General features: G+C 69.8%; 22 protein-coding genes and 1 riboswitch. Of the genes, 9 read left to right on the forward strand and 13 right to left on the reverse strand.

The genetic code is table 11. From position 1 onward, the window contains the following. Positions 1-957: an NAD(P)H-quinone oxidoreductase gene (locus ACTWQA_RS37195; RefSeq protein WP_305914069.1), complete on the forward strand. Its 957-nt coding sequence runs from the start codon at positions 1-3 to the stop codon at positions 955-957. Between the two features lie 5 nt (positions 958-962). Continuing rightward, complete coding sequence (locus tag ACTWQA_RS37200; RefSeq protein WP_305914068.1) at positions 963-1,478, forward strand: bacterial proteasome activator family protein; 516 nt, start codon at positions 963-965, stop codon at positions 1,476-1,478. Here the strand turns inward: ACTWQA_RS37200 and ACTWQA_RS37205 are convergent. Further along, positions 1,475-2,272 carry an HAD family hydrolase gene (locus ACTWQA_RS37205; protein WP_443163646.1) on the reverse strand — a complete coding sequence of 266 codons (798 nt, stop codon included), beginning with the start codon at positions 2,270-2,272 and terminating at the stop codon, positions 1,475-1,477. The genes ACTWQA_RS37200 and ACTWQA_RS37205 overlap by 4 nt on opposite strands. A 223-nt stretch (positions 2,273-2,495) precedes the next feature. Between ACTWQA_RS37205 and ACTWQA_RS37210 the strand changes: the two genes are divergently transcribed. Beyond that, a complete protein-coding gene (locus ACTWQA_RS37210; protein WP_127938141.1) occupies positions 2,496-2,699 on the forward strand; it encodes a cold-shock protein in 204 nt (67 codons plus the stop codon). A 165-nt stretch (positions 2,700-2,864) separates the two neighbouring features. Continuing rightward, complete coding sequence (locus ACTWQA_RS37215; protein ID WP_443163698.1) at positions 2,865-4,247, forward strand: hypothetical protein; 1,383 nt, start codon at positions 2,865-2,867, stop codon at positions 4,245-4,247. Positions 4,248-4,268: 21 nt separating this feature from the next. Here ACTWQA_RS37215 and serS read toward each other — a convergent pair whose 3' ends face one another. The 7 genes from serS to ACTWQA_RS37250 form a co-directional block, all read right to left on the reverse strand. After that, on the reverse strand, positions 4,269-5,531 hold the full coding sequence (gene serS / locus ACTWQA_RS37220) for a serine--tRNA ligase (protein WP_443163647.1): 1,263 nt from the start codon (positions 5,529-5,531) through the stop codon (positions 4,269-4,271). A gap of 424 nt (positions 5,532-5,955) precedes the next feature. Next, entirely contained in the window at positions 5,956-6,876 is a 921-nt protein-coding gene (gene pheA / locus ACTWQA_RS37225; protein ID WP_443163648.1) for a prephenate dehydratase, read from the reverse strand. A 162-nt stretch (positions 6,877-7,038) separates the two neighbouring features. Further along, positions 7,039-7,458, reverse strand: a complete 420-nt coding sequence (locus ACTWQA_RS37230; protein ID WP_443163649.1) for a DUF4446 family protein — start codon at positions 7,456-7,458, stop codon at positions 7,039-7,041. An 18-nt stretch (positions 7,459-7,476) separates the two neighbouring features. Beyond that, positions 7,477-8,685 carry a glycosyltransferase 87 family protein gene (locus ACTWQA_RS37235; protein WP_443163650.1) on the reverse strand — a complete coding sequence of 403 codons (1,209 nt, stop codon included), beginning with the start codon at positions 8,683-8,685 and terminating at the stop codon, positions 7,477-7,479. A gap of 2,293 nt (positions 8,686-10,978) precedes the next feature. Beyond that, positions 10,979-12,571 (reverse strand): polyprenol phosphomannose-dependent alpha 1,6 mannosyltransferase MptB, encoded by a 1,593-nt coding sequence (mptB, locus tag ACTWQA_RS37240; protein WP_443163651.1) that lies wholly within the window; start codon positions 12,569-12,571, stop codon positions 10,979-10,981. Between the two features lie 102 nt (positions 12,572-12,673). Next, positions 12,674-13,402, reverse strand: a complete 729-nt coding sequence (locus ACTWQA_RS37245) for a glycosyltransferase family 2 protein (protein WP_327586626.1) — start codon at positions 13,400-13,402, stop codon at positions 12,674-12,676. Positions 13,403-13,616: 214 nt separating this feature from the next. Further along, the gene (locus ACTWQA_RS37250) at positions 13,617-13,964 is read right to left on the reverse strand and encodes an STAS domain-containing protein (RefSeq protein ID WP_305914059.1); all 348 of its coding nucleotides are present in this window, start codon (positions 13,962-13,964) and stop codon (positions 13,617-13,619) included. Between the two features lie 295 nt (positions 13,965-14,259). On the opposite strand from ACTWQA_RS37250, the gene ACTWQA_RS37255 reads away from it, so the two are divergent. After that, positions 14,260-14,580: a hypothetical protein gene (locus tag ACTWQA_RS37255; RefSeq protein ID WP_443163652.1), complete on the forward strand. Its 321-nt coding sequence runs from the start codon at positions 14,260-14,262 to the stop codon at positions 14,578-14,580. Here ACTWQA_RS37255 and ACTWQA_RS37260 read toward each other — a convergent pair. Continuing rightward, entirely contained in the window at positions 14,570-15,664 is a 1,095-nt protein-coding gene (locus ACTWQA_RS37260) for a sensor histidine kinase (RefSeq protein ID WP_443163653.1), read from the reverse strand. The two genes, ACTWQA_RS37255 and ACTWQA_RS37260, sit on opposite strands and share 11 nt — an antisense overlap. Then, a complete protein-coding gene (locus tag ACTWQA_RS37265) occupies positions 15,661-16,359 on the reverse strand; it encodes a response regulator transcription factor (RefSeq protein ID WP_443163654.1) in 699 nt (232 codons plus the stop codon). The genes ACTWQA_RS37260 and ACTWQA_RS37265 overlap by 4 nt, the downstream gene beginning before the upstream one ends. Before the next feature lie 94 nt (positions 16,360-16,453). Between ACTWQA_RS37265 and ACTWQA_RS37270 the strand changes: the two genes are divergently transcribed. From ACTWQA_RS37270 to ACTWQA_RS37280, 3 genes are all read left to right on the forward strand, one after another. Further along, entirely contained in the window at positions 16,454-16,627 is a 174-nt protein-coding gene (locus ACTWQA_RS37270) for a hypothetical protein (protein WP_327586630.1), read from the forward strand. After that, positions 16,624-16,824, forward strand: coding sequence for a DUF6412 domain-containing protein (locus ACTWQA_RS37275; RefSeq protein WP_443163655.1), 201 nt, complete (start codon positions 16,624-16,626; stop codon positions 16,822-16,824). Before ACTWQA_RS37270 ends, ACTWQA_RS37275 begins: the two co-directional genes overlap by 4 nt. A 75-nt stretch (positions 16,825-16,899) precedes the next feature. Continuing rightward, positions 16,900-17,541 carry a YidC/Oxa1 family membrane protein insertase gene (locus tag ACTWQA_RS37280; protein WP_443163656.1) on the forward strand — a complete coding sequence of 214 codons (642 nt, stop codon included), beginning with the start codon at positions 16,900-16,902 and terminating at the stop codon, positions 17,539-17,541. On the opposite strand, the gene ACTWQA_RS37285 is transcribed toward ACTWQA_RS37280, so the two are convergent. Together ACTWQA_RS37285 and ACTWQA_RS37290 are read right to left on the reverse strand one after the other, a co-directional pair. Further along, a complete protein-coding gene (locus ACTWQA_RS37285) occupies positions 17,525-17,956 on the reverse strand; it encodes an ATP-binding protein (RefSeq protein WP_305914052.1) in 432 nt (143 codons plus the stop codon). The genes ACTWQA_RS37280 and ACTWQA_RS37285 overlap by 17 nt on opposite strands. Before the next feature lie 142 nt (positions 17,957-18,098). After that, a complete protein-coding gene (locus tag ACTWQA_RS37290; RefSeq protein WP_443163657.1) occupies positions 18,099-19,967 on the reverse strand; it encodes an ATP-binding protein in 1,869 nt (622 codons plus the stop codon). Positions 19,968-20,063: 96 nt separating this feature from the next. Here ACTWQA_RS37290 and ACTWQA_RS37295 point away from each other — a divergent pair, with 96 nt between their 5' ends. Continuing rightward, the gene (locus ACTWQA_RS37295) at positions 20,064-20,639 is read left to right on the forward strand and encodes a methylated-DNA--[protein]-cysteine S-methyltransferase (protein WP_305914050.1); all 576 of its coding nucleotides are present in this window, start codon (positions 20,064-20,066) and stop codon (positions 20,637-20,639) included. Here the strand turns inward: ACTWQA_RS37295 and ACTWQA_RS37300 are convergent. Further along, positions 20,602-21,936: a purine-cytosine permease family protein gene (locus ACTWQA_RS37300; protein ID WP_443163658.1), complete on the reverse strand. Its 1,335-nt coding sequence runs from the start codon at positions 21,934-21,936 to the stop codon at positions 20,602-20,604. The two genes, ACTWQA_RS37295 and ACTWQA_RS37300, sit on opposite strands and share 38 nt — an antisense overlap. Then, positions 21,927-22,040, reverse strand: a riboswitch (TPP riboswitch). (Overlaps the previous gene by 10 nt.) Between the last annotated feature and the right edge of the window lie 6 nt (positions 22,041-22,046).

Below are 22,046 nucleotides of genomic sequence, written 5' to 3' on the forward strand. Positions count from 1 at the left end.
ATGCGAGCCATTGAGATCACCGAGCCCGGCGGCCCTGAGGTGCTGGAGTGGCGCGAGGTGCCGGAGCCACGTGTCGAGCGCGGAGACGTGCTCATCGACGTAGCGGCCTCGGCGGTGAACCGCGCCGACGTCCTGCAACGCAACGGATTCTATGACCCACCGCCCGGCACGCCGCCCTACCCGGGGCTCGAGGTCGCCGGCGTGGTGGCCGAGGTCGGCGCGGACGTGGAACAGTTCCAGGTCGGGGACGAGGTGTGCGCACTGCTCGGCGGCGGCGGTTACGCCGAGCGCGTAGCCGTGCCCTGGCAGCAGGTGATGCCGGTGCCGGACGGCGTGCCCCTGACGGTCGCGGCGGCGCTGCCGGAGGCGGCCTGCACGGTCTGGTCCAACGTGTTCATGGTCGGGCGGCTGCGCCGCGGCGAGACACTGCTGGTGCACGGCGGCGCCAGCGGCGTGGGCACGTTCGCCGTCCAGCTGGCCAAGGCGCTCGGCTCGCACGTGATCGCGACCGTCGGCACCGCGGAGAAGGCCGAGCAGGTCCGGCGCCTGGGCGCCGACGAGGTCGTCAACTACCGCGAGGAGGACTTCGCCGAGAAGATCAAGGCGGACGTGATCCTCGACATCATGGGTGCCAAATACCTCGCGGGCAACGTCCGGGCGCTGCGCACCGGCGGCCGACTGGTGATCATCGGGATGCAGGGCGGCCGCAAGGCCGAGCTCGACATCGGCGCCCTCATGGCCAAGCGCGCCGCCGTCCACGGCACCACGCTGCGCTCGCGGCCGGTGGAGGAGAAGGGCGTCATCGTCCGGAGCGTCGTGGACAACGTCTGGCCGCTGGTGGCCGCGGGTGCGGTGCGTCCGGTGGTATACGCCGAAGTTCCCATGTCCGAGGCGGCCGAAGCACACCGTATGTTGGATTCGGGACAGCACGTCGGCAAGATCCTCCTAGTACGGTGAGTCATATGAATGCTGAGGACAACAACACCCCCCACATCGTGGTGGTGGGCCCCGACTTCCAAGGTCAGGGCGATAGCGGCGACGAGGACCGCTCGGTCACGCAGCTGGTCGAGCAGCCCGCCAAGGTGATGCGTATCGGCAGCATGATCAGGCAGCTCCTGGAGGAGGTCCGCGCGGCTCCCCTCGACGAGGCCAGCCGCAAGCGGTTGAAGGAGATCCACGCGTCCTCCATCAAGGAGCTCGAGGACGGTCTGGCGCCGGAGCTGGTCGACGAGCTGGAGCGGTTGTCGCTGCCGTTCACCGACGACAACGGCACGCCGCCGAGCGAGGCCGAGCTGCGCATCGCGCACGCCCAGTTGGTCGGCTGGCTCGAGGGGTTGTTCCACGGCATCCAGACCACGCTGTTCGCGCAGCAGATGGCGGCGCGCGCCCAGCTGGAGCAGATGCGCAGGGCGTTGCCCGGCGTGCCGCACGACGAGCCGGGGCATCGGCCGCCCGGCGGCTCGGGGCCCTACCTCTAGAAGAGCTTCTCCAGGATCTGCGCGACCCCATCGTCGTCGTTCGCGGCGGTCACGTGATCGACCGCCGCGATCACGTCGGGGTGCGCGTTCGCGACCGCGTACGACGTGCCTGCCCAGCTCAGCATGGGCAGGTCGTTCGGCATGTCACCGAACGCGATGACCTGCGACGGCTTGATCTCGAGCTGCGCCGCGAGCGCCGCCAGGGCGGTCGCCTTCGTCACGCCCTGCGCGCTCATCTCGATCAGGCCCCTGCCGCTGGAGTGGGTGGCGGTCACCAGGTGCCCGACCAGCTCGTGCACGACGGCCTGCAGCTCGTCCGGGCCCATGTGCGGGTGCAGGGCCAGCAGCTTGGCGCAAGGGTGGGCCGTCACCGACTCGGCACGAACCGCCCCGGCGCCTACGCGGTCCAGGCCACCCAGCAGGAAATCGGACTCATGCGCAAAACCAGCTTCATACTCGACCGAAAATACGAGATCGGACACGTTCGCTCTTAGCTGAGCGACGACTTCCTTGAGTACCTCGACCGTGATGAGATGAGATTCCACTATCCGCTCGGTATGGAGGTCGTAGATCAGTGCCCCATTCGCACAGATCGCGAGCCCGCGGTGACGTAGCGCATTCGCGACTCCGCCCATCCACCGCGGCGGCCGTCCGGTCACGAACACCAGCACAGCGCCCGATTCCTCGACCCGGCCGAAGGCCGCGACCGTACGGGGAGAGACCGTTCCGTCCGGACGCAACGCGGTGCCGTCGAGGTCGGTGGCCACTAGACGGGGCATGGGAAGGCTCTGCATAACAGGTTCCAGTTTGCCCGGTCATGCTGCCCGAGAGAAATCTTCCATGGGAGGGGAACACCAACGCGCCAGAATGGTGTTAGATGTGATGGCGTTGTATTAGCTGATCCCGTAGTGAAAACCAGCATGACTTTGTCTGAGCCACCCCGGGTGCTTGCTGTACGACACACCGGGACCCACGAGGTGTGGGTCCCATAGATTCACATCCTGAGGGAGAGCTTTTATGGCTCAGGGAACCGTCAAGTGGTTCAACGCCGAGAAGGGCTTCGGCTTCATCGCCCCGGACGGCGGTGCGCCGGACGTGTTCGTGCACTTCTCCGAGATCGTCGGCAGTGGCTACCGCAGCCTTGAAGACGGGCAGCGGGTCGAGTTCGAGATCACGCAGGGCCAGAAGGGGCCGCAGGCCTCGCAGGTTCGCGCCGTCTGACCTGTAGTCGGCAAGCAAGACCGGGGTTCGCTTCCAGCGGGCCTCGGTCTTTTGCTTGTGTCGGGTTGGTCACGGGTGGGACCACACCTCAACCGCCGGGCCGCCCCCACCGTCCACACCTATATGAGGTACGCGTGGTTATGTCATCCCGTGACCGTTACCGGGGTGATCGTGCTCTTGGTCAACGACCACCTGCTCAAGCAGGCCTGGCCCGGGTTCGTGACGGGCAAGCTCAGCGACGTGGCCGGCCTTGTCGTGGCGCCCGCGCTGCTGGCCCTGTTCTTCTGGCGGCGGGCCGACCTGGCCGCCACCGTGCTGACGGGAGTGCTGTTCGCGCTCGTGAAAACGACGGAGACGGGCGCTGAGGCCGCCTCCCAAGCTTGGACCCTCGTAGCGGGCCCCTCGCGCGTCCTGGCCGATTCCACGGACCTTCTCGCCCTGCCCGCGCTCGCGCTGGCCTGGTGGGTACGCCGGCGCAGCCTCGCGGCAGGTTCCTCCCCACGCTGGCGGATCATCGTGACGATGCCGCTGGCCGTCCTGGCGGTCACCGCCACCTCCGCCGCGCCTGGCCCGCCCACGGCCGCCGCGGTCGAGGTGAAGGACGACCGGATCCTCGTGTACGCCGACGACTTCACCATCTGGGAGTCTGAGGACCATGCGGCCACCTGGTCGTCGAGCAGCGTCCCCTTCGACGATCTGCCCCCAGACATCCGCAGCCGACTCCAGGACGTCAAGTCGCCGCAGGCCGCCGCGTGTGTGCCCTACCAGGCGACGCGCTGCTATCGGGTGGTGCCCGGCCTGATGGCCGTGGAGCAGTCCGACGACGGCGGCGACACCTGGCACCCCTCGTGGTCCCTGTCCGACGGCGACGAGCGCGAGCGCCTCGTCAGGACGTACGACGACGAGTCCGGGCTGCGCTCGATGGGGCTCGCCGTGCAGGCCTGGCGCGGCGGGCACGTCGTGGTCGTCGCGAACGGGCTGGACGGCATCGTGGTCCGCGACGAGGCGGGCACCTGGCGGCGGCTCGGCTGGCCGGGCAACGACCCGGAGAGCCCGTCGGTGGATCTCTCTCCCGAGATGCACGTGGCGATCTTCCTGGCCGCGTGCATGTTGTTCGGCTGCGCCGGAGCGGGGCTGCGCCGATACCACCGCCTCTACCTGGGCTTCGCCGCGGCCGCCTGCCTGAGTTATCTGGCCGTGGTGAATGCGCACCGCTTCGCCGGCCCGATCGCCGATCTCGACGTCGTGGTGCGGCTCCTCGGTCTGATGACCATCCCGGTGGGGTTCGCGGTGTGCATCGCGCTGATCTTCACGGGGCGGGCGCGGCCGGCGCCCCTGGCCGTCGGGGTGCTGGGCGCGCCGCTGGTCTACCTGAGCGTCTACACGCCCTTCCACGGGTGGGCGGCGGGCACGCCTGCGGCCTACTGGGCGGCGGTCGTGCTCGCCGTGCTGCTGACCGCGCTGGTGCTGCTGCCCGCCCTCACCCTCATCAGGAGGGACGCCCGCCGGGCGAGCTCGCCGGCGGACAGTCCTCCCTGGGCTCCTTGAGCCCTGCTCGGTCGGCCTGGGCTACTTGGCCGGTGTGAGCACGTCGAGGCCCACGTAAGGGCGCAGCGCCTCGGGAACCACCACGGAGCCGTCGGCCTGCTGGTGGTTCTCGAGGATCGCCACGATCCAGCGGGTCGTGGCGAGCGTGCCGTTGAGCGTGGCCAGGTGGCGCGGCTTGCCGTCCTTGTCGCGGTAGCGGGTCCCGAGCCTGCGAGCCTGGAACTCGGTGCAGTTGGACGTGGAGGTCAGCTCCCGGTAGCGGCCCTGGGTGGGGATCCAGGCCTCGCAGTCGAACTTGCGGGCGGCCGACATGCCGAGATCGCCCGCCGCCGTGTCGATGATCCGGTAGGGGACCTCGATCTTGGCCAGCATCTCCTTCTCCCAGGCCAGCAGGCGCTGGTGCTCCTCGTGGGCGTCCTCGGGGCGCACGTAGGAGAACATCTCGACCTTGTCGAACTGGTGGACCCGGATGATGCCCCTGGTGTCCTTGCCGTAGGAGCCCGCCTCGCGGCGGAAGCACGACGACCAGCCCGCGTAACGCAGCGGCAGCTCGCCGGCGTCGATGATCTCCTGGGCGTGGTAGCCGGCCAGCGAGACCTCCGAGGTGCCGACCAGGTAGAGGTCGTCCTCCGGCAGCCGGTAGATCTCCTTGTCGTGGGCCACGTGGAAGCCGGTGCCCTGCATGGTCTCCGGCTTGACGAGCACCGGCGTGATCATTGGCGTGAACCCGGCCTCGATCGCCTGCTGCATGGCCATGTTGAGCAGGCCCAGCTGCAGGCGCGCGCCCACACCCTTGAGGAAGAAGAACCGCGAGCCGGACACCTTGGCGCCCCGCTCCATGTCGATGGCGCCGAGCGCCTCGCCCAGCTCCAGGTGGTCCTTGGGCTCGAAGTCGAACTTCCGCGGCTCGCCGTGGGTCTCGAGCACCACGTAGTCGTCCTCGCCGCCGGGCGGCGCGCCCTCCTCGACGATGTTGGGCATCGTCTGGACGAGTTCGTCGAGCTCGGCCCCGAGCTTCTCCGCCTCCGCCTCGGCCGCCTTGACCTGGCTCGCGAGGTCCTTGGCACGCTGGAGCAGCGCCGCCTTCTCCTCGCCCTGCGCCTTGGAGACCGACTTGCCCATGCTCTTCTGCTCGGCGCGCAGAGACTCGAACGAGGTCAGCGCGGATCGGCGGCGCTCGTCGAGGTCGAGCAGCGTGTCGACGACGGAGTCGTCCTCACCGCGGGCACGCTGCGACGCCCGTAGCCGGTCGGGATGCTCACGAAGGGTACGCAGGTCAATCACAAGGAAAGGCTACCGGCGCCCGGCTGCGTCTCGCCCCCGGATTACCTCTGCCCGCCATGACCGTCCCCCGACCTGCCCGACGCGGTCGCGGTGACCACGCACCGGGCCTCATACCCCGAACGGCAGTCTCGGCGGCCGCGGCCCCTCGTCGGCGACCCCGACACACCCGCTTGACCGCCAAAGGACCCGGGCAGGGCGAGCGTCGCTCAGGGCGACGGGATGCTGGGATGCTGGGACGTTCAGGCTCGCGGACTCTGAGACGCTCAGACTCGCGACGCTCAGACGTTCAGGCTTGCGGACGCTCGGACACTCAGGGGCGACGGGTCGCTGAGACGCTCAGACTCGCGCACTCTGAGACGCTCGGACTCGCGGACTCGCGGACTCGCGGACGCTGAGACACTCGGACTCGCGGACGCTGGGGCGCTCAGACCTGCCCGGCGCGGACGCGGGCGAGCCAATCGCCTGCCTCGGCGAACTCGGCGTCGGCCGTGCCCCGCTTGATCTGCGGCGCGATGCCGTCGGCCCGCGGGTAACTGCCCAGGAAACGCACCTCGCCGCAGATGCGGTGCAGCCCCGAGATGGCCTCGCCGACCCGGGCGTCGGCCACGTGCCCCTCGAAGCCGAAGTGGAAGAAGTAACGCCCGATGCCGTCGCCGGTGGGCCGCGACTCGATGCGCGTCAGGTTGACCCCGCGCACGGAGAACTCGGTCAGCATCTCCAACAGCGCGCCCGGGTGGTCGTCAGCCAGGAAAACGACCAGCGTGGTGCGGTCGGAGCCGGTCGGCTCGGGCAGCGGCCCGGGGCGGCCGACTTTGACGAACCTGGTCACGGTGTCCGACCTGTCGCCGATGTCGGTGGCCAGCTCGACCAGCCCATAGTGCTCGCCGGCGATGCGGGCGGCGATGGCGGCGTCGTATGGGGCGCCCGGCAGCGACACCTCCTGCGCCGCGGCCGCCGTCGAAGGCGCGGCCACCACGACCGCGTCGGGCAGCTCTCGGGCGAGGAAGGCGCGGCACTGGGTGATGGCCGCAGGATGCGTGTAGACGCGCTTGATGTGTGGGATCTCGGTGTCGGGCCGGGCCAGCAGCGAGAACTGCACGGGCAGCAGCAGCTCGGCCGTGATCAGCAACGGCTCGCCCCAGGCGAACTCGTCGAGCGTCGTGGTGATCGCGCCCTCGATCGAGTTTTCCAGCGGGACCACGGCCCCGTCGGCCTCGCCGGTGCGAGCGGCGTTGAGCGCGGCACTGACCGTGGCGCAGGGCAGCCGCTCGGCGGTGGGGTCGAGGAGCCGCAGGGCCTCTTCGGTGAAGGTCCCCTCCGGCCCGAGGTAGGCGAGTCTGGGCATGCATCTAGAGTATCCGCAGGTCGGCAGGCACGCGCGCCCTTCCGCTCACGGCCTGCACCGTCCCACGCCCCCACCCGAGGCCGACCTCCCGTCCCGCGCCCCCACCTGGAGACGACCGCCCTTCTCGCGCCCTCACCCGAGGCCGACGGTCCGTTCCGGCCGTCAGAGCGGCCCTGATGCCCGGGACGGGACCAACGGGCCGAGCCCCAGCCTGGCCGCGCGCACCGCCTCTTCCTCCTCCGGCGACAGCGGCTGCTGTCCCTTCCCGCCCACCACCGGCCGCACGTACGTACGGGTCTCGCTCCGGCCGTTGATCGAGGTCAGGACGATGCCGTCACCCAGCCCGTTGATCATCGCGATCGAGAAGGACAGCCGCCCCGTCATCTCGGAGAGCGCGTCGTACCGGCAGACGGCCACGTCCCTGATGGCCTTGAGATCGCCCCTGCCCTCGCTGGTCTGTCTGGCCAGCATCCGCTGGCAGTCCTCCACGACGGCTCTGGCCTGCCGGAGCGCCAGATAACCGATCATGACGCCACTGACCCCGGCGATGACGCCCACGATGATCCAGGTGGTAACGAGCACGGCACAGAGGGTAATGGTTCAGTCAGGGGATCTCCGGTGTTTCGGCAACCAGGACACCAACATCCACACCAGAGCCAACGCCCCCAGCCCGAACCCGTTCTGAACGATCTTCCCCAGCACCACGCTGACCCCCGGTATGTCCGCGGCCTTCAGCGAAACTCCCCACCACGGGATCGGTACCACGTAGTACAGCCACACCCCCGCCGCCACCCGTAGCCTGGCTGGATCCCGCCCGTCGCCGACGATCGCGCCGAGCACCACGACCACCCAGGCCAGGTGGTGGATCCACGCGACCGGCGAGAGCAGCACGGCCATCAGGCCGACGAGCGCGACCGCGGTGAGCTGGTCACCCGCCCGGTATGCGTCGCGGGCGCCACGGAAGCCGTACCAGCCGACCCCGGCCACGATCGCGAGCCAGAGAACGGACGTCAGCGCGTCCGGCAAGTAGAGGCGGATCAGCATGCCGCGGATCGACTGGTTGGTGGTGGCCGCGTTCGAGCCGAGGCGTTCGGGATCGAGCAGCGCCGAGAACCAGAAGTCGGCCGCGTCCTGCGGGATCACCGCGAACGGCACCAACGTGAGCACCGCCGCCGCGAACGACGCCATGAAGAACGTGCGCCACTGCCTGGTGATCAGCAGATAGATCAGGAAGACGCCGGGCGTCAGCTTCACCGCCGTGGCCAGCCCGATCAGGAACCCCCGGGGCCACCACGGCCGCCTGGCCACGCAGTCGGCCAGGCACAGCGCGACGAGCATGATGTCCACCTGCCCGAACCGCACCTGGTCCCTGATCGGCATCAGGTACGTGCCGGCGACTATCAGCAGCGCGAACGCCCACGGCACGTACTTCCGCACCGCCGGCCCGCTCAGCGCCTCCCTGAATGCGAACCACACCGTCACGGCCAGCGCTACGAAGATCCCGGCCGTCCACACCCATTGGGCCGTCTCCCAGGACATCTTCGCCAGCACCACCGCCAGCATCGCGGCGACGGGCGGGTAGGTGAACGGCAGCAGTTGCGGCGCGGGCGTGAAGTAGTCGTAGACCCGTCGCCCCTCGAGCAGCATCTGCCCACCGGTGCGGTAGACGTCCAGGTCGACCAGCCGTTGATCGTCCGGGTTGGTGAGCCACGCGTGCACCAACGGCGCCACGGCCGCCACGACGACGAGCGCCGCGACCACCCACGCCCACCACTGCCGCCGGATCACCCGCACCTCGCCATCTATCACGAGGTGGCACGTTACCCGGCGACCGCGTTTCGCGCGTGGGTGAGCATAAGCTCTGAGATCAGGTTTGCTCCCGCTCAGTCTTGAGGAACGATTCCGTCCATGCCGAACGACGCCATGCCAACCCCGGCACGCCACGAGCGGCGCTCGCTGGTAGGTCGCGGGTCCCGCCTTCGCCGGTTCGTCGTGGCGCTCCTGCTGGGCATGCTGATCGCGGGACCACTTGCTCTGACGAGCGCGGCCGGAGCGGCATGGGCGACCGCGGCCAAGGGGCGCGTGGCCCTCATCGGCGTGCCTGGGCTCGAATGGAGCGATCTCGACCAGGCCCGGACGCCCAACCTGTGGCGTCTGGTGAGCCAGGGCGCCTCGGCCTCGCTTTCGACCCGGGCCGTGCCCCCGCCGGACCGCGGCATCACCTGCCCCATCGCCGGCTGGATGACGGTCTCCGCCGGTCAGCGCGCCGGCACGGCAGGCAAGGGCTGCCCGGCCCCTGCCGCGCCCCAGCCGGCGGGCACGGGTGCAGCCGTCCCCAATTGGTCGACGTTGACGGCGCATCAGTCGGAGACCGGCTTCAACGCGCGGCTCGGGACCTTGGGGCAACTGGTGACGGACGGGGGTGGCAAGGTTGCGGCCGTCGGGCCGGGGGCCGCGATTGCCGGGGCCGACAGGTCCGGAAATATCGCCAAATACGCCCCTAATCTCGATGCCCTGGGCGACCCTGCCCCGTACAACCTGATCGTTTTCGAGGCCGCCGACCTTGCGAACGCCTGGGCCGGCCAGCCCTTCGACGAGTACGGAGTCCCGGTCCCCCTGTCGGCCCCGGCTCGCCAGGCCGCCGTGGCCCGGGCGGACCAGCAAATCGGCGCCCTGGCCGGCAAGGTGCCGTCCGGCACGACGATCCTGGTGGCCGGAATCTCGGACGTGACCCCGAACGCGCACCTGCACGTGGCGATCGCCGCCGGCCCGTCCCCGAGCGGGGAGCCGTACCCACGCGCCCATCTCACCGCCACCTCCACCCGCCAGGACGCCCTGGTCACCATCACCGACCTCACCGCCACCACCATCCAGCTCCTGGGCCTGACCGCCCCGCGCGAGGTCGTGGGCCGCCCCTGGCAACCGGGCGGTCCCGGGCCCGCAACCGCGGCGGGCACAGTGGCGGAGCTGGCGGACGGCGATCTGGCCAGCCAGGTCCTCCGCGAGGTTCGCGGCCCGTTCTTCACCGTCCTGGTGACGGTCCAGCTCCTCTTCTACGCCTGGGCCGCCCTGGCACTCCGCCGCCGCCGCACTCCCACCCAGCCACCGCACCTCAGCGCTTCCCCCTCCTCCGCTGCTACCGACCAGCTCGCCAGCACCTCCAAGCTCCTGCGTGCCGTGCAAGTCGTGGCGGTCGTCAGCGGAGCCATCGCCGTCTCCACGTTCCTGGCACAGTTGGTGCCCTGGTGGGCACTGCCGGTGCCGATGCTGTCCGTCATTGTGACGATCTTGGCCATCGCCGGCCTGATCACCGCCGTCGCCTTCGCCGGCCCCTGGCGGGCACACGTCCTCGGCCCGCTCACCGCCGTAGCCGCGATCACCTCTCTCGCCCTCCTCATCGACGTCATGACCGGCTCCAGACTCCAGGTGAACGCCGTGACCGGCTACGAGCCCGTGACCGGAGGGCGGTTCTACGGCTTCAGCAACATCGCCTTCGCCGTCTACGCCACGGGCACCATCCTCGGGCTGGCCGGGGTGGCGCAATGGTTGCTGAGCAGGGGCCTGTCCAGGTTTGTCGTGGTGGGGGCGTGCTCGCTGTATGGGGGCTTCGCGGTGTTCGCGGATGGCTGGCCGTCGTGGGGTGCGGACTTCGGCGGGGTGCCGGCGTTCGTGGTCGGGCTGGCCGTCTTCCTCATCCTGCTCTCGGGCAGACGGGTGTCGGTGCTGCGCCTTCTGCTGGTCGGCCTGGCGGGGGCGGCGCTGGTCGGCGCCTTGTCCGTGGTCGACTGGCTGCGGCCCGAGACCCAGCGGACCCACCTGGGCACGTTCGTGCAGCAGGTCATCGACGGTCAGGCGTGGACCGTCGTCGGCCGCAAGTTCAGCGCCATGATCGGCGTAACGGTCGGCAACTGGTCACTGACCCTCCTGTCGGTGGTGGCGCTGGCGTTCCTGTTCCTGGTCCTCACCCGGCCCTCGCGCTGGGGGGCGCCGGCGCTCGGGCAGGCGTACGGGCTGGCCCCGACGCTCAGAGCAGGCCTGTTCGGCGCCTTGACGTGCGCCCTCGTCGGCTTCCTGATGAACGACTCGGGCATCGCCATCCCGGCTATGGCGCTGACGGTCGCCGTCCCGCTGACGCTGGCCGCCTGTGTGCGCGCCCTGCAGCTCGCCACGCCCACACCGCCAGCGCCACGGTCAGGGCAAGCAGCACCCACGCGATCTGAGGCCGGACCACCGTCCTGAGCCACTCGAGGTCGGCGGGCTGCGCCTCGACCCGGGCAGGCAAGTAGGCGAGGGACAACGCCAGCAGGTGAGCGACCATGAACCCGTCCACGGCAGAGGCCGCCACGAGCGCCAACATGCCGAACGCCAGCCCGTCGTACCAAGGCAGGATGTACGGCGTGGCGAACAGGTATGCCACCGCCAGCCCCGCCGCCACCACCGGCGCTTCCCCGCCGGCCCAGTGCGTGCGGGAGGCCCAGCGGAGCAGGCACCAGGCGACGAGCGCGAGCACCAGCAACGAGCCGACCTGGATCTCGCCCCGGTAGGCGCTTCCCGTGCCCACGATGGACTGGAGCCAGCCCTGGACGAGCTTCCAGTAAGAGGCATGCGAGATCGACTTGCTGGTGCGCGTCACCGGCGTGATCGCCTCCGCCCCGACGATCGCGTAGCCGGCGATCACCAGCGCCAGGGCGCAGCCCGCCATGAGGGCCAGCCGGGCGGGGCGCCTGCGCAGCTCCCAAGCAGGGCCAAGGGCTACGAGGCCAGCGTTGATCTTGATGGCCACCCCCAGCCCGAGCAGGGCGCCCGAGCCCACGGGGCGGCTCCTGGCCACGAGCGCCGCGACCATGCAAGCGACCGCCAGCGTGTCCACATGCATGCCCGCGACCAGGTGATAGAGCAAGAGCGGGTTGGCCGTCCACAGCAAGGCCGCCCGCAGCCGCCGGTCCGGGTCGTCCTTGGTGAAACGGTCGATGAGGAGGCCGGTCGCGATGAAGGCGGCGGCGTTGAAGAGCGCCAGAACGAAGATCGTCAGCCGGAGCGAGTCCCCGCCGACCCAGCTCGCGGCCGCCTGCAGAGCCGTCGCCATCGGGCCGTAGACGCTGGCCTCCTCACGCCACGGCTCCTCGACCGCGTCGGCGATGGGGTCGCCCGCCAGGTCGGCGGCACCATGCGTATAGGGGCTGATGCCCAGCGTCACCATGCGGCCGTACGCGGCGTAGTTGAGATGGTCGGCGGAGCCCGAGGGAGGCAGGAACGCGAGGATCCCGGCGGCGAGGCAGCCCATGAGCACCAGCAGGCGCGCGCTCGGCAAGCCCCAGCGGCGTCGGCCGGGCCGCCGTGCCATCGCCTGGGTCTCTTGGTCGAGTGCGGCTTGAGTCCCGGCTGAGGCGGGGCCGACCGAAATCGGAACCTCGGCATTGGCCGAGGGTGTCGTGCGCACGGCGAAAAGGGCGGCCAGAAGGCCGAGCCCGCCCAGGATGAGCGCGACAGCGGCGAGGGCGACGGTCAGGTGAGGCGCGGGGTGGACGTCCAGCGAATAGGGCGGGTGCCAGGCCGGACCACTCAGTGCGGGCACCATCGGGGACGGGCCGAGCAGGCCGATGATGATCGTCAGCAGGATCGAGACACCGATCGCCCCCGTGGCCGCCCCTGCCAGCCGGCCTCGTGCCTTGTCGTGCCGCGTCTGCGAAGTCACCCGCAAATTCCAGCACACACGCCGACCGGCTTCGGCCGGATGGCCGTTGCCTGTGGATAACCGGCGGAGCACGACAACGGTCCGGGCGGGAGGCGCAGGTGGTCAGCGATTGGGGTGAAGTTTGTGGAGGTTTTGGGTGACCAGAGGGTCGCGAATCGCCAGGGCGCGGGCCACGTCACGGAGTTGGATCGCGCGGTGGAGCTGCGCCCGCCAGTCCGTCCCTGTCGCCCGATGCGCCATGTCCACCTCGACCTCCGTCACCCGAAAGCCCTTGCGCACCAGGTCGATCGTCAGCGCGGTCTCTACGCCGAACCCGTGCGCCAGCGGCCGGGCCGCTTCGAAGGCCGCTCTCGTCAGGCAACGCTGACCGTTGAGCGGCTGGGCGAGCTCCAAGCCGGTGGCCCGGCGGATGCCCTCCCTGGACAGGCGTACGACTAAGCCGTGGCCGCCGAGCTTCACCCTCGTCGTGAACACGGCGATGGTCATGTCGGCCTCGCCCGCGCGCACGGGCTCGACGAGCGGCGCCGCCGCGGCGGCCGTCCGGCCCAGGTCGGCGTCGAGGAAGAGCAGGTGGCGGGGGGTGGCGTCCTCGTCCAGGAGGCGTACGGCCTCCGCTCCGGTCTCCATCGCCGCGGCCTTGCCCCTGTTGCGGCTGTGCCGCACCACCCGGGCTCCCGCCGCGCGTGCCACCCTGCCGGTCTGGTCCCGCGAGCCGTCGTCGACGACCACGACAAGGTCCACGCCGGGCAGTGCCGCGGCGGCCTTGACGGTGGCCGCGATGCGGTCGGCCTCGTTGGCGGCCGGGATGATGACCGCGGTGTCACCGGTCACTGACCGTCACCTTCCATGAACAGGACAACATCGTCCTCCAAGGTAGTCGCCCCAGACAGAGAACATCACCCGAACGGGACGCCGCCGTCACCGCCCAAGCCGTAGGACGCTCCACCTCACGCCTACCCGGCACAGCACATCGACGCGCCGGACACGGGGTGCGGCCGGGCGGGACACACCGGCAGCACCGCCCCGCGTCCGCGTACGGCTCGCGTCACGATCCCTCGGCGATGAGGAACTCCTCTGGCACCTCGTCATGCACGATGAACACCGAGTCGAGCCCGGTGACCTGCAGGATCTTGCGTACGGCGGGACGTGGCGCGGCCACCTCGAGCGTCCCACCCTGTTCTTTCATCCGTTTGAGCGCCGAAAGCAGCACGTTCATCCCCGTGGAGTCGCAGAAATCCACGGCGGACATGTCGATGACCACCCGGCTTGGCCCCTCCTGCAGCAGCCGAGTGAACTCGGACTGCAGGTGAGGCGCCGTATAGAGGTCGATTTCCCCGGTGACCGCGACGACCGCGCACCCGGCATGTGATCGAGTCGAGACCTTGAGCTCCACAGGGGCAGGCTAGCGGCGCGAAGCCATTCGGTCACGTTGTCACGCCGAGAGGGCAACGACAGGTTTTTGTCCGCCGTTTGGGCTCCACGGAAACAGAGAGTACGCAAAGCTTGACAGTGTGACACCGAATCAGCCGCCGCGGCGTGGAGTAGGAGGGCGGGATCCCGTATCGATGAAGGCAGAAAACCCTGAAGATCTCCAGCGTCAGGGGCTCCGAGAACGCCTGGAGTCCATCCTCATCCGCACAGAGAAGGCCACCTCATGGCATGACGAAGCAGGACGGCTCCGTGGTCTGGTGAACCACGAGGGCTACGTCCCCATCCGCACCCGGCTGGCGACCGAGGACCTGGAGTTCCTCGCCGGCGCCCGCAGCGATTTGCTCAAATTTTCCGAATTGGGGCTCAGGCTGCTCGATCTCCACCAGCCGAGGGACGCGGGCGGCATCACCAGCGACGCCGCGCACCCGATCCTGCGGTGCAGGAGCTGCATGTGGCGCTGGCCCTGCCCGACATTTCGGGCAATGTCGGAGTCGTTCGGCACCCAGCCGGACATACCCGATACGACCGCCGCGAACGGCGCCGGGCCGCACGAACCGACTAAGGGCGTCAGCCGCTGACCAGGGGAAGCCGGATCTCGAACCGGCACCCAGGCCCCTCGTTGACCACCCCGATCAGCCCGTCGTGCGCTTCCACGATGCCCTGTGCAATGGCCAGCCCGAGCCCCGCGCCGCCGTCCGCGGTGGGAGTCCGCGCCGCCTCCCCACGGAAGGCCACCTCGAATACCCGAGGCAGATCCTCATCGGGAATCCCCCCGCAACAGTCCGTCACGGACAGGCACGCCATCCCCTCCTCCACCCCGGCCCGCAGCACCACGGTCCGGTCCGACGGCGTGTGCCGGATGGCGTTGACCACGAGGTTGCCGAGGGCCCGCCCGAGCGCCCCGGCGTCGGCCTCCACCGGCACGGGCTCCGCCGCCTCGGCCGTGAGCACCACGCCCTTGGCCCTGGCGAGCGGCTCGGCTCCCGCCAGAGTGTCGGCGACGAGGTCCGTCAGCCCGATCCGGGCCCTGGACAGCCGCAGCGCCCCGGCGTGGATGCGGGACAACTCGAACAGGTCGTCCACCATGGCGGACAGCCGCTCCACCTCCAGCTTGATCTGGCCGTGATAGCGGGCGACCGTCTCGGTGTCCGACACCACCCCGTCCTCCAGCGCCTCGGCCATGGCCCGCATCCCGGCCAGCGGCGTCCGCAGGTCGTGGCTCACCCAGGCGACGAGCTCGCGCCGCGCCCCTTCCAGGGCCCGCTCCCGCGCGTACGCCTCCTCCAGCGTGTTCGCGATCGTCTGCAACTCGGCGGGCAGCCCCCGCGGCGCCACGAAGGGCAGCTCCCGTACGGCGTCCACGAGCCGCTTACTCTCCCGCACCACCCGCTTGGCCAGCACGAACGCGACCCCGAGTCCCACCAGGCCCCCGACGGCCACCACGACGAGCACGAAGTCCCTGACCGCTCCCTCGAGGAGCATCTGCATGATGATCGCCACGATGCCGGCCAGCGTCGCGGCCACGGCGACCACCACGACCACGGCCATCATCGCCCCGATGGACCGGGTGCGCAGCCGCCCCATCAGCCAGATCCCCGCGAGCGCGACCAGCAGCCCCAACCCGGCCGCCACGGCGACGACCATCCACAGAGAAGGCATCATGAGCCGTCCTCCAAGGGCTCGTACCGGTAGCCGACCCCCCACACGGTGACGATCCTGCGCGGGGCGGTCGGATCGGGCTCGATCTTCTCCCGCAGCCGCCGTACATGCACGGTCACCGTGGACGAGTCGCCGAACGACCACCCCCACACCTGGTTCAGCAGCGCCGAGCGGCTGAACGCCTGGCGCGGATTGCGCATGAGGTATGCCAGCAGGTCGAACTCCCGGGCGGTCAGCATGACCTCGTCCCCGCGCAGCCGCACCTCGTGGGCTCCCACGTCCACCACGAGGTCCTCGTCACGCAGCACCCCGGTCCCGCCGGTCACGGAGGCGCCCCTGGCCCGCCGCAACACCGACTGCACGCGCAGCGCCAGCTCACGCGGGCTGAACGGTTTGGTCACGTAGTCGTCGGCCCCCGTCTCCAGGCCGACTACCCGGTCGATCTCCTCGCCGAGCGCGGTCAGCATGATCACCGGGACCGGCCAGCGCTCCCTGAGCTTCTTGCACACCTGCAGCCCGTCGATCTTGGGCAGCATGAGGTCGAGGACCATGAGGTCCGGCGGGTGCGCCAGCGCCCTGCGCAGCGCCTCCGCGCCGTCGCCCACACACTCGACCTCGTGCCCGTCGCGCTCCAGATAGCGGGCGACGACCTCGGAGACGGTCGGATCGTCATCGACCACCAGGATGCGCGTGTTCACCTCTTCACGGTACGGCCACGCCCCGCGGAAGTGGCACGGACGTCATCACTCTGTAAGCCTCGCGGATCATGCTCGGAGGACGTACGGTGGCTCCATGGGTAAAGTCGTGATGCTCGTCATAGGGACCCTGCTAGGTCTCTTCGTGCTGTTCAACTTCTTGCTGCCGATGCTGGCCTTCCTGGTCAAGATCGCGCTGATCATCGGCGTAGTCGCCCTGGTCTTCTTCATCGCGGTCACCGTCGTCGGCAAGTCCTCCCGGTCACATTGACGCTTTTCCTGCTTGATCCGTGGCTGGTCGGGATCACCATGGTGGCGATCCTGCTGCTGGCCACGTGGGCGGCCATGTTGCTGCCCGTCCTCAGTGGGGAGCCGCCGAGCTTTCCGCTGAGTTACGCGCGCCGTACGGAGTTCCAGCGCCAGCGCGACCCCGACGCGGCCGGTCGCCCGCGTCCACGAGCCCCTTAGGCATGCCCCGCTACCACTCGTCAGCGGGGCTCGCCGGCACGTGAGCCCTCTCACCTCCTGTTGATGGAAGGGCTCATGATCGATTCTCTTGTCACGTTCATCATCGGCATGTCCGGGGGCAATGCCGCGCTCGCGATCGTTTTGTTCACGGTGACCGTGCGGCTCCTGCTGCTGCCGCTCAACGTCCGCCAGGCCCGTACGGTGAAGATCCGCGAGCGGCTCGCGCCCAAGCTTCGCGAACTGCAGAAACGCTTCGGGCGGAATCCCGAGCGGCTGGCCAAGGAGACACGTGCGCTCTACGCCAAGGAAGGCAGCTCGCCGTTCGCCGGGTTCCTGCCGATGCTGGCGCAGCTGCCGTTCATGTGGCTGATGTACCGGGTGGCCACGCATCCGACCGCGCTGGCCGGTCACGACCTGTTCGGGGCGCCTCTGGGGCACCAAGTGGCCGGACTGGTCACCAATTACGGTCTGGTTAGTGCCCCGGTTTTGGTCTTCGTTCTGGTCATTGCACTGGTCACAGCGGTGGCGTGGCTGTCCGCACGTCAGATCAAGGTTTCCGAGGAGCAGCCTGAGGTGATGCGAAGGATCATGCGGCTGCTGCCCTACGGCTCCGTGCTGGCCGTGCTCGTGCTCCCGCTGGCGGCCGGGCTCTACTTGCTGGTGTCCACGGCATGGGCGACCGGAGAGCGGGCCGTGCTGGCTAGCCGGCCTCTTTGAGTGCTGCGACCTGCCCGTTCATCGATCCTTTGGGGGCGGGCAGGATGGCCCACACCGTCGTGGTGTCCCCGTCGTGACGCACTCCCCAGCTCTCAGCCACGTATTCCACGATGCCGAGCCCCCGGCCCCCCAGTGAGGACAGGGTCGGGCGGCCGGCCCGCGGTTCGGTGGCCGCGCCCCCGTCGCTGACCGCAACCTCGATGTGATCGTCGCTTCGCAGCCAGGCCACCCTCACCATGCCCGACGGCAGCGGATGCGCGTGCCGCAGCGCGTTGCTCAGCAACTCGCTCACCACGAGCACGGCATCGTCGATCGCCGTGGAAAAGACCCCGCTTTCCTGCAGGTCAGTGCTCAGACGCTGGCGGGCGACGGCAACGCTGGACGGCGCGTACGGCAGTAGCACCACGCTTGACACACCCACCTCCCCGTTCCCTGTGCCCCCCGCGGGAACACTCCCCGGTACGACCGAAATGCCCCGTTACTCGATCCCAGAAACCGCATCTCGATCACAGCTTGTACACATTGGACGATAGGTCAGCGGAACCGTGACCACCTCGTTACCGCATCGGTGTGTCGGATCCGATAGGGGACGGGCACCGTAGGACGAGCCGCATCCTGGTGCCACCTCCGGGTCGCGGATGAGCGCTCACGTCGCCTCCCTGTGCTCGGGCGAGGCTGCGGACGATGTAGAGACCCAGCCCCACTCCACCAAACCTTCTCCGGTCGCCGCTGTCCACCTGGACGAACCTCTCGAAGATCCGCTCGCGATCCGGCGGGGCGATGCCGACGCCCTCGTCGTCGACCACCACGACGACGTTGTGGTCCTCCTGCCAGGCCTCGACGCTGATCAGCCCGCCCTTCGGCGAGTACTTGAACGCGTTCTCCAGCAACTGCCCCAGGACGATGTCCGTGGCCAGCGCGTCGCCGAGCACGTCCGGCAGCTTGTCGGGGAGCACGACCTCCACCCGGTGCTTGTCCGACAACGCCGGCAGGCCCAGCGTGGCCGCGTGGATGCGCTCGGCCAGGTCGAACGTCTCGATCCGCACCTTCAGCTCGTCCGCGCCCGCCCGGGCGCCGAGCAGCAGGTGGTCCATGAGCTGCCCCAGGGACCTGGCCCGCTCGGCGATCGTGTGCACGGCCGAGCGGCGCTCGGGGTCGCTCATCTTGTCCCAGCGCGAGTCCAGCGTGCTCGCGAACCCCCGCACGATCGTGATCGGCGTGCGCAGCTCGTGGCTGGTCGTGGCCAGGAACAGGTCTTTGGCCTCCTCGAGCTCCTTGGCCGTGGTCACGTCGCGGAAGTCGACGACGACCTCGCCGGTCTCCTCGACCCGCGCGCTCACCACGTCCAGCCAGCGACCGCTCTCCATCTGGAACGTGAGCTTCTCCCCAGCCTCGGGCAGCGGGAACGGCGGCGGCCCGCCGATGACGGCGTCGGCGGGGAACGCGGTGATCTCGGCGGCGGCCGGGTTCCACCGCACCACGCGCCCGGCCTGGTCCAACACGGCGATCCCGTCGGCGCTGGCATCGAACACGGCCTGCTCGTGCGCCCGCTGCCGGACCGCCTCCTGGTAGGCGACCGCGTTGCCGACGGCGATGCCGGCGTGCCCGGCCAGGAGCTCCAGCAGCTCCAGTTCGAGATGCCCCGGCGTGCGCCGGGCGAACAGCGCGTAGAGCGCGCCGTACGGCCGCCCGCCGACGGCGGCCAGGCCCAGTGCGATCGTGTGCAGCCCGTTCAGCTGCGCCCACACCAGGTCGTCGAGCTCGTTCGACTGCAGCAGGACGGTCTTGCCGGTTCTTAAGAGCCGGTCCACCAGGCTCGTCCGCAGGTCGGAGCTGGTCCCCCTGATCGACTCCGGCAGCTGGTACGTGCTGACCAGCCGCAGCCGCTCCCCCTCGATCAGTACGAACCCGCCCGCGTCCGCCCCGGTCAGCTCGGTGAGGCTGGCAGAGATCCGGTCCAGCACGGCCGGCAGCTCCAGCTCGGAGTTGATGTCGCCGACCACGTCGGTCAGCTTGCGCACGAGCCTGGCCCGGCGCGCCATCCGGTTCTTGGCGACCTCGTCCGTCCTGGCCAGGTGGTGCACGCACACGTAACCGGCCACGGCGCTGCCCAGTCGCAACGCGCTGATGTCGACCCGCAGGTCCAGCACGCTGCCGTCGCTGTGCAGGCGTTTGGTGCGGAGGGACACCTGGCCCCCGGTGCGCACGCGTTCGAGCACGGCGTTGAGCTCGGCGGTCAGCTCCGCGGGCACGATCGGCGCCCTGCGCCCGAGCATCTCCTCGGCCGTCCACCCGAAGAGCCGCTCGGCGGCCTCGTTCCAGACCAGCACGCTCTGGTCCCTGTCGAGCGCCACGACGGCGTTGGGCGAGCTGGCGAGCACCGCGCGAGCGATCTCATCGTCACTACCGGCCCATTGGTCCCCCACACCTCCATAGTGCCCGTGGCGAGGTGGGTGCGTCGGGCGATCCGTCCGATACGCTGCGGTCACGGCGATTTCTCAGTCGCGGGGAAGGGTGGAGGCATGACGAGCGGCGATCTGGATGCCCTGCTACGTGTGACCTCCACCACCTATCGGGGCGAGACGCCGCCGGACATCGCCTTCGGCACCTACGACGGCGCGCTGGGCCGGATGGTGCTGGCGGTGACCGGCAAAGGCATCGCCGCGTGTTCCTTCGAGCCGGAAAACGCCGTCTTCGAACTGGTCACCAAGCATGTGGGCAGGTTCATCGGCCCGGACCCGCGCCGGCTCGACCCGGTGCGCAGGGAGCTGGACGCCTACTTCTCCGGCCGCCTGCGTGCCTTCGCCACGCCCGTGGACCTGGCGCTGGCCACGTCCTTCGCGCGCACGGTGCTGCAGAAGACCATGGCGGTCCCGTACGGCACGACCACGACGCTGGAGGAGATCGGCGCGAGCATCGGCCGGCCGCGCGCGTTGCGGGCGATCGGCAACGCGCTGGCCTCCAACCCCGTCTGCGTGATCGTGCCGTGTCACCGGGTGGTGCGCGAGGACGGCGCCCTCGGCGATTACGCGGGCGGCCCGGCCGCCAAGCAGCACCTGCTCAACGTCGAGCAGCGCGCCGCAGCAGCAGGCCGGTGAGCAGCGTCACGAGCGCGGCCACCAAGGCCCCGCCGAGCGCGCCGTTCATCCAGGACTGCCGGGTGAAGCCGATCACCTCACGGGCCGACGCCCAGAAGCCGTCCCATGCCGGCACGGTGGGAGTCGAGGTCGTCAGCCAGTAGGCGACGAAACCGAGCGCCCACGGCACCAGCATCGTCCAGCGCGAGGGCGCGTTCTCGTCGGTGTTCCAGCGGTCGGCGCCACCCAGCACGAAGTAGTCGACGGCGAGCACCGCGAACATCGGCACGAACACCGCGCCGATCACGCCGAGGAAGGCGCCGTACGAGGTGACGTCCACGACCAGCGCGATCGCGATGGTGAGCACGCCGATGCCGGTGGAGAACACCCTGCGGTCCACGCGCGGCATCAGGTTCTGCAGCGACACGGTGGTGGAGTAGACATTGGCGAACGACTGGTCGGTCTCACGCAGCACCAGGATCGCGAAGAACAACGCGCCCAGCGGCGCGGCCACGAACGGTCCGAACACCGCCGTGCCGTCCGCGAGCACCGCGTCCGCGCCCGCGATGGCCACCGCGTACACGCCCAGCCCCAGGCAGGCGACCTGGGCCAGCGTGTAGCCGCCCACCACGCCGGTGAACGCGGCCTTGCTGGACCTGGAGTGCCTGGCGAAGTCGGCGGCCATCGGCACCCAGGACACCGAGAGCGCGATCACGTAGTCCACGGCCGCCGGGAAGGCTGTCCAGCCGCCGCCTGTGTGCGCCGGCGCCTCGGAAACGAGGTACCAGGTGAACCAGATCATGGACACGATCACGCCGATGGTGACGTACCGCCTGATCAGGCGGACCGCCCCGAGCGGCCAGATCGTGAGCGCCGTGGTCAGCACCCCGGCCGCGATCACCCACACCTGGTACGGGACGCCACTGAAGATCGCGCTGGCGGCCTTGGCGATCACCCAGAGCTCGAACGCGCCCCAGCCGAGCATCTGGACGATGTTCAGCACCGTGGGCACGTAGGACGCCTTGGCCCCGAAGAGCCCGCGGAGCAGCACCATCGAGGGTTGCCCCGTCTGGGTGCCGGGGATGGCGGCCAGGCCCACCATGGACGTGCCGATCAGGCTGCCGACCACGGTGGCGGTGAGCGCGGCGATCAGGCTGAGCGGTGCGTTGCCGAGGGGGTCGAGCAGGTAGAGGGCGCCCGAGAAGCCCAGGAGACTGACGCCGAGGTTCGCCCAGAGTGCGCCTTGGTCGAGGACGCCGAGCGTTTTGGGGGGCGCTCCCTGGAGGGTCAGCGGAACTTCGTCGGCGACATGCGTCATCGCACACTCCCTACGCCGGCATTACCCGGACAGGTTCAGGCGGTCGGCAGCGGATGGATAGCTGCCCTCTCAGCCCGGCACCCCGAGCTCCCGCGACAATCTGAAGTTGG

It is taken from the genome of Nonomuraea sp. 10N515B, from assembly GCF_052245915.1.
In the GTDB taxonomy this organism is placed as follows: domain Bacteria; phylum Actinomycetota; class Actinomycetes; order Streptosporangiales; family Streptosporangiaceae; genus Nonomuraea.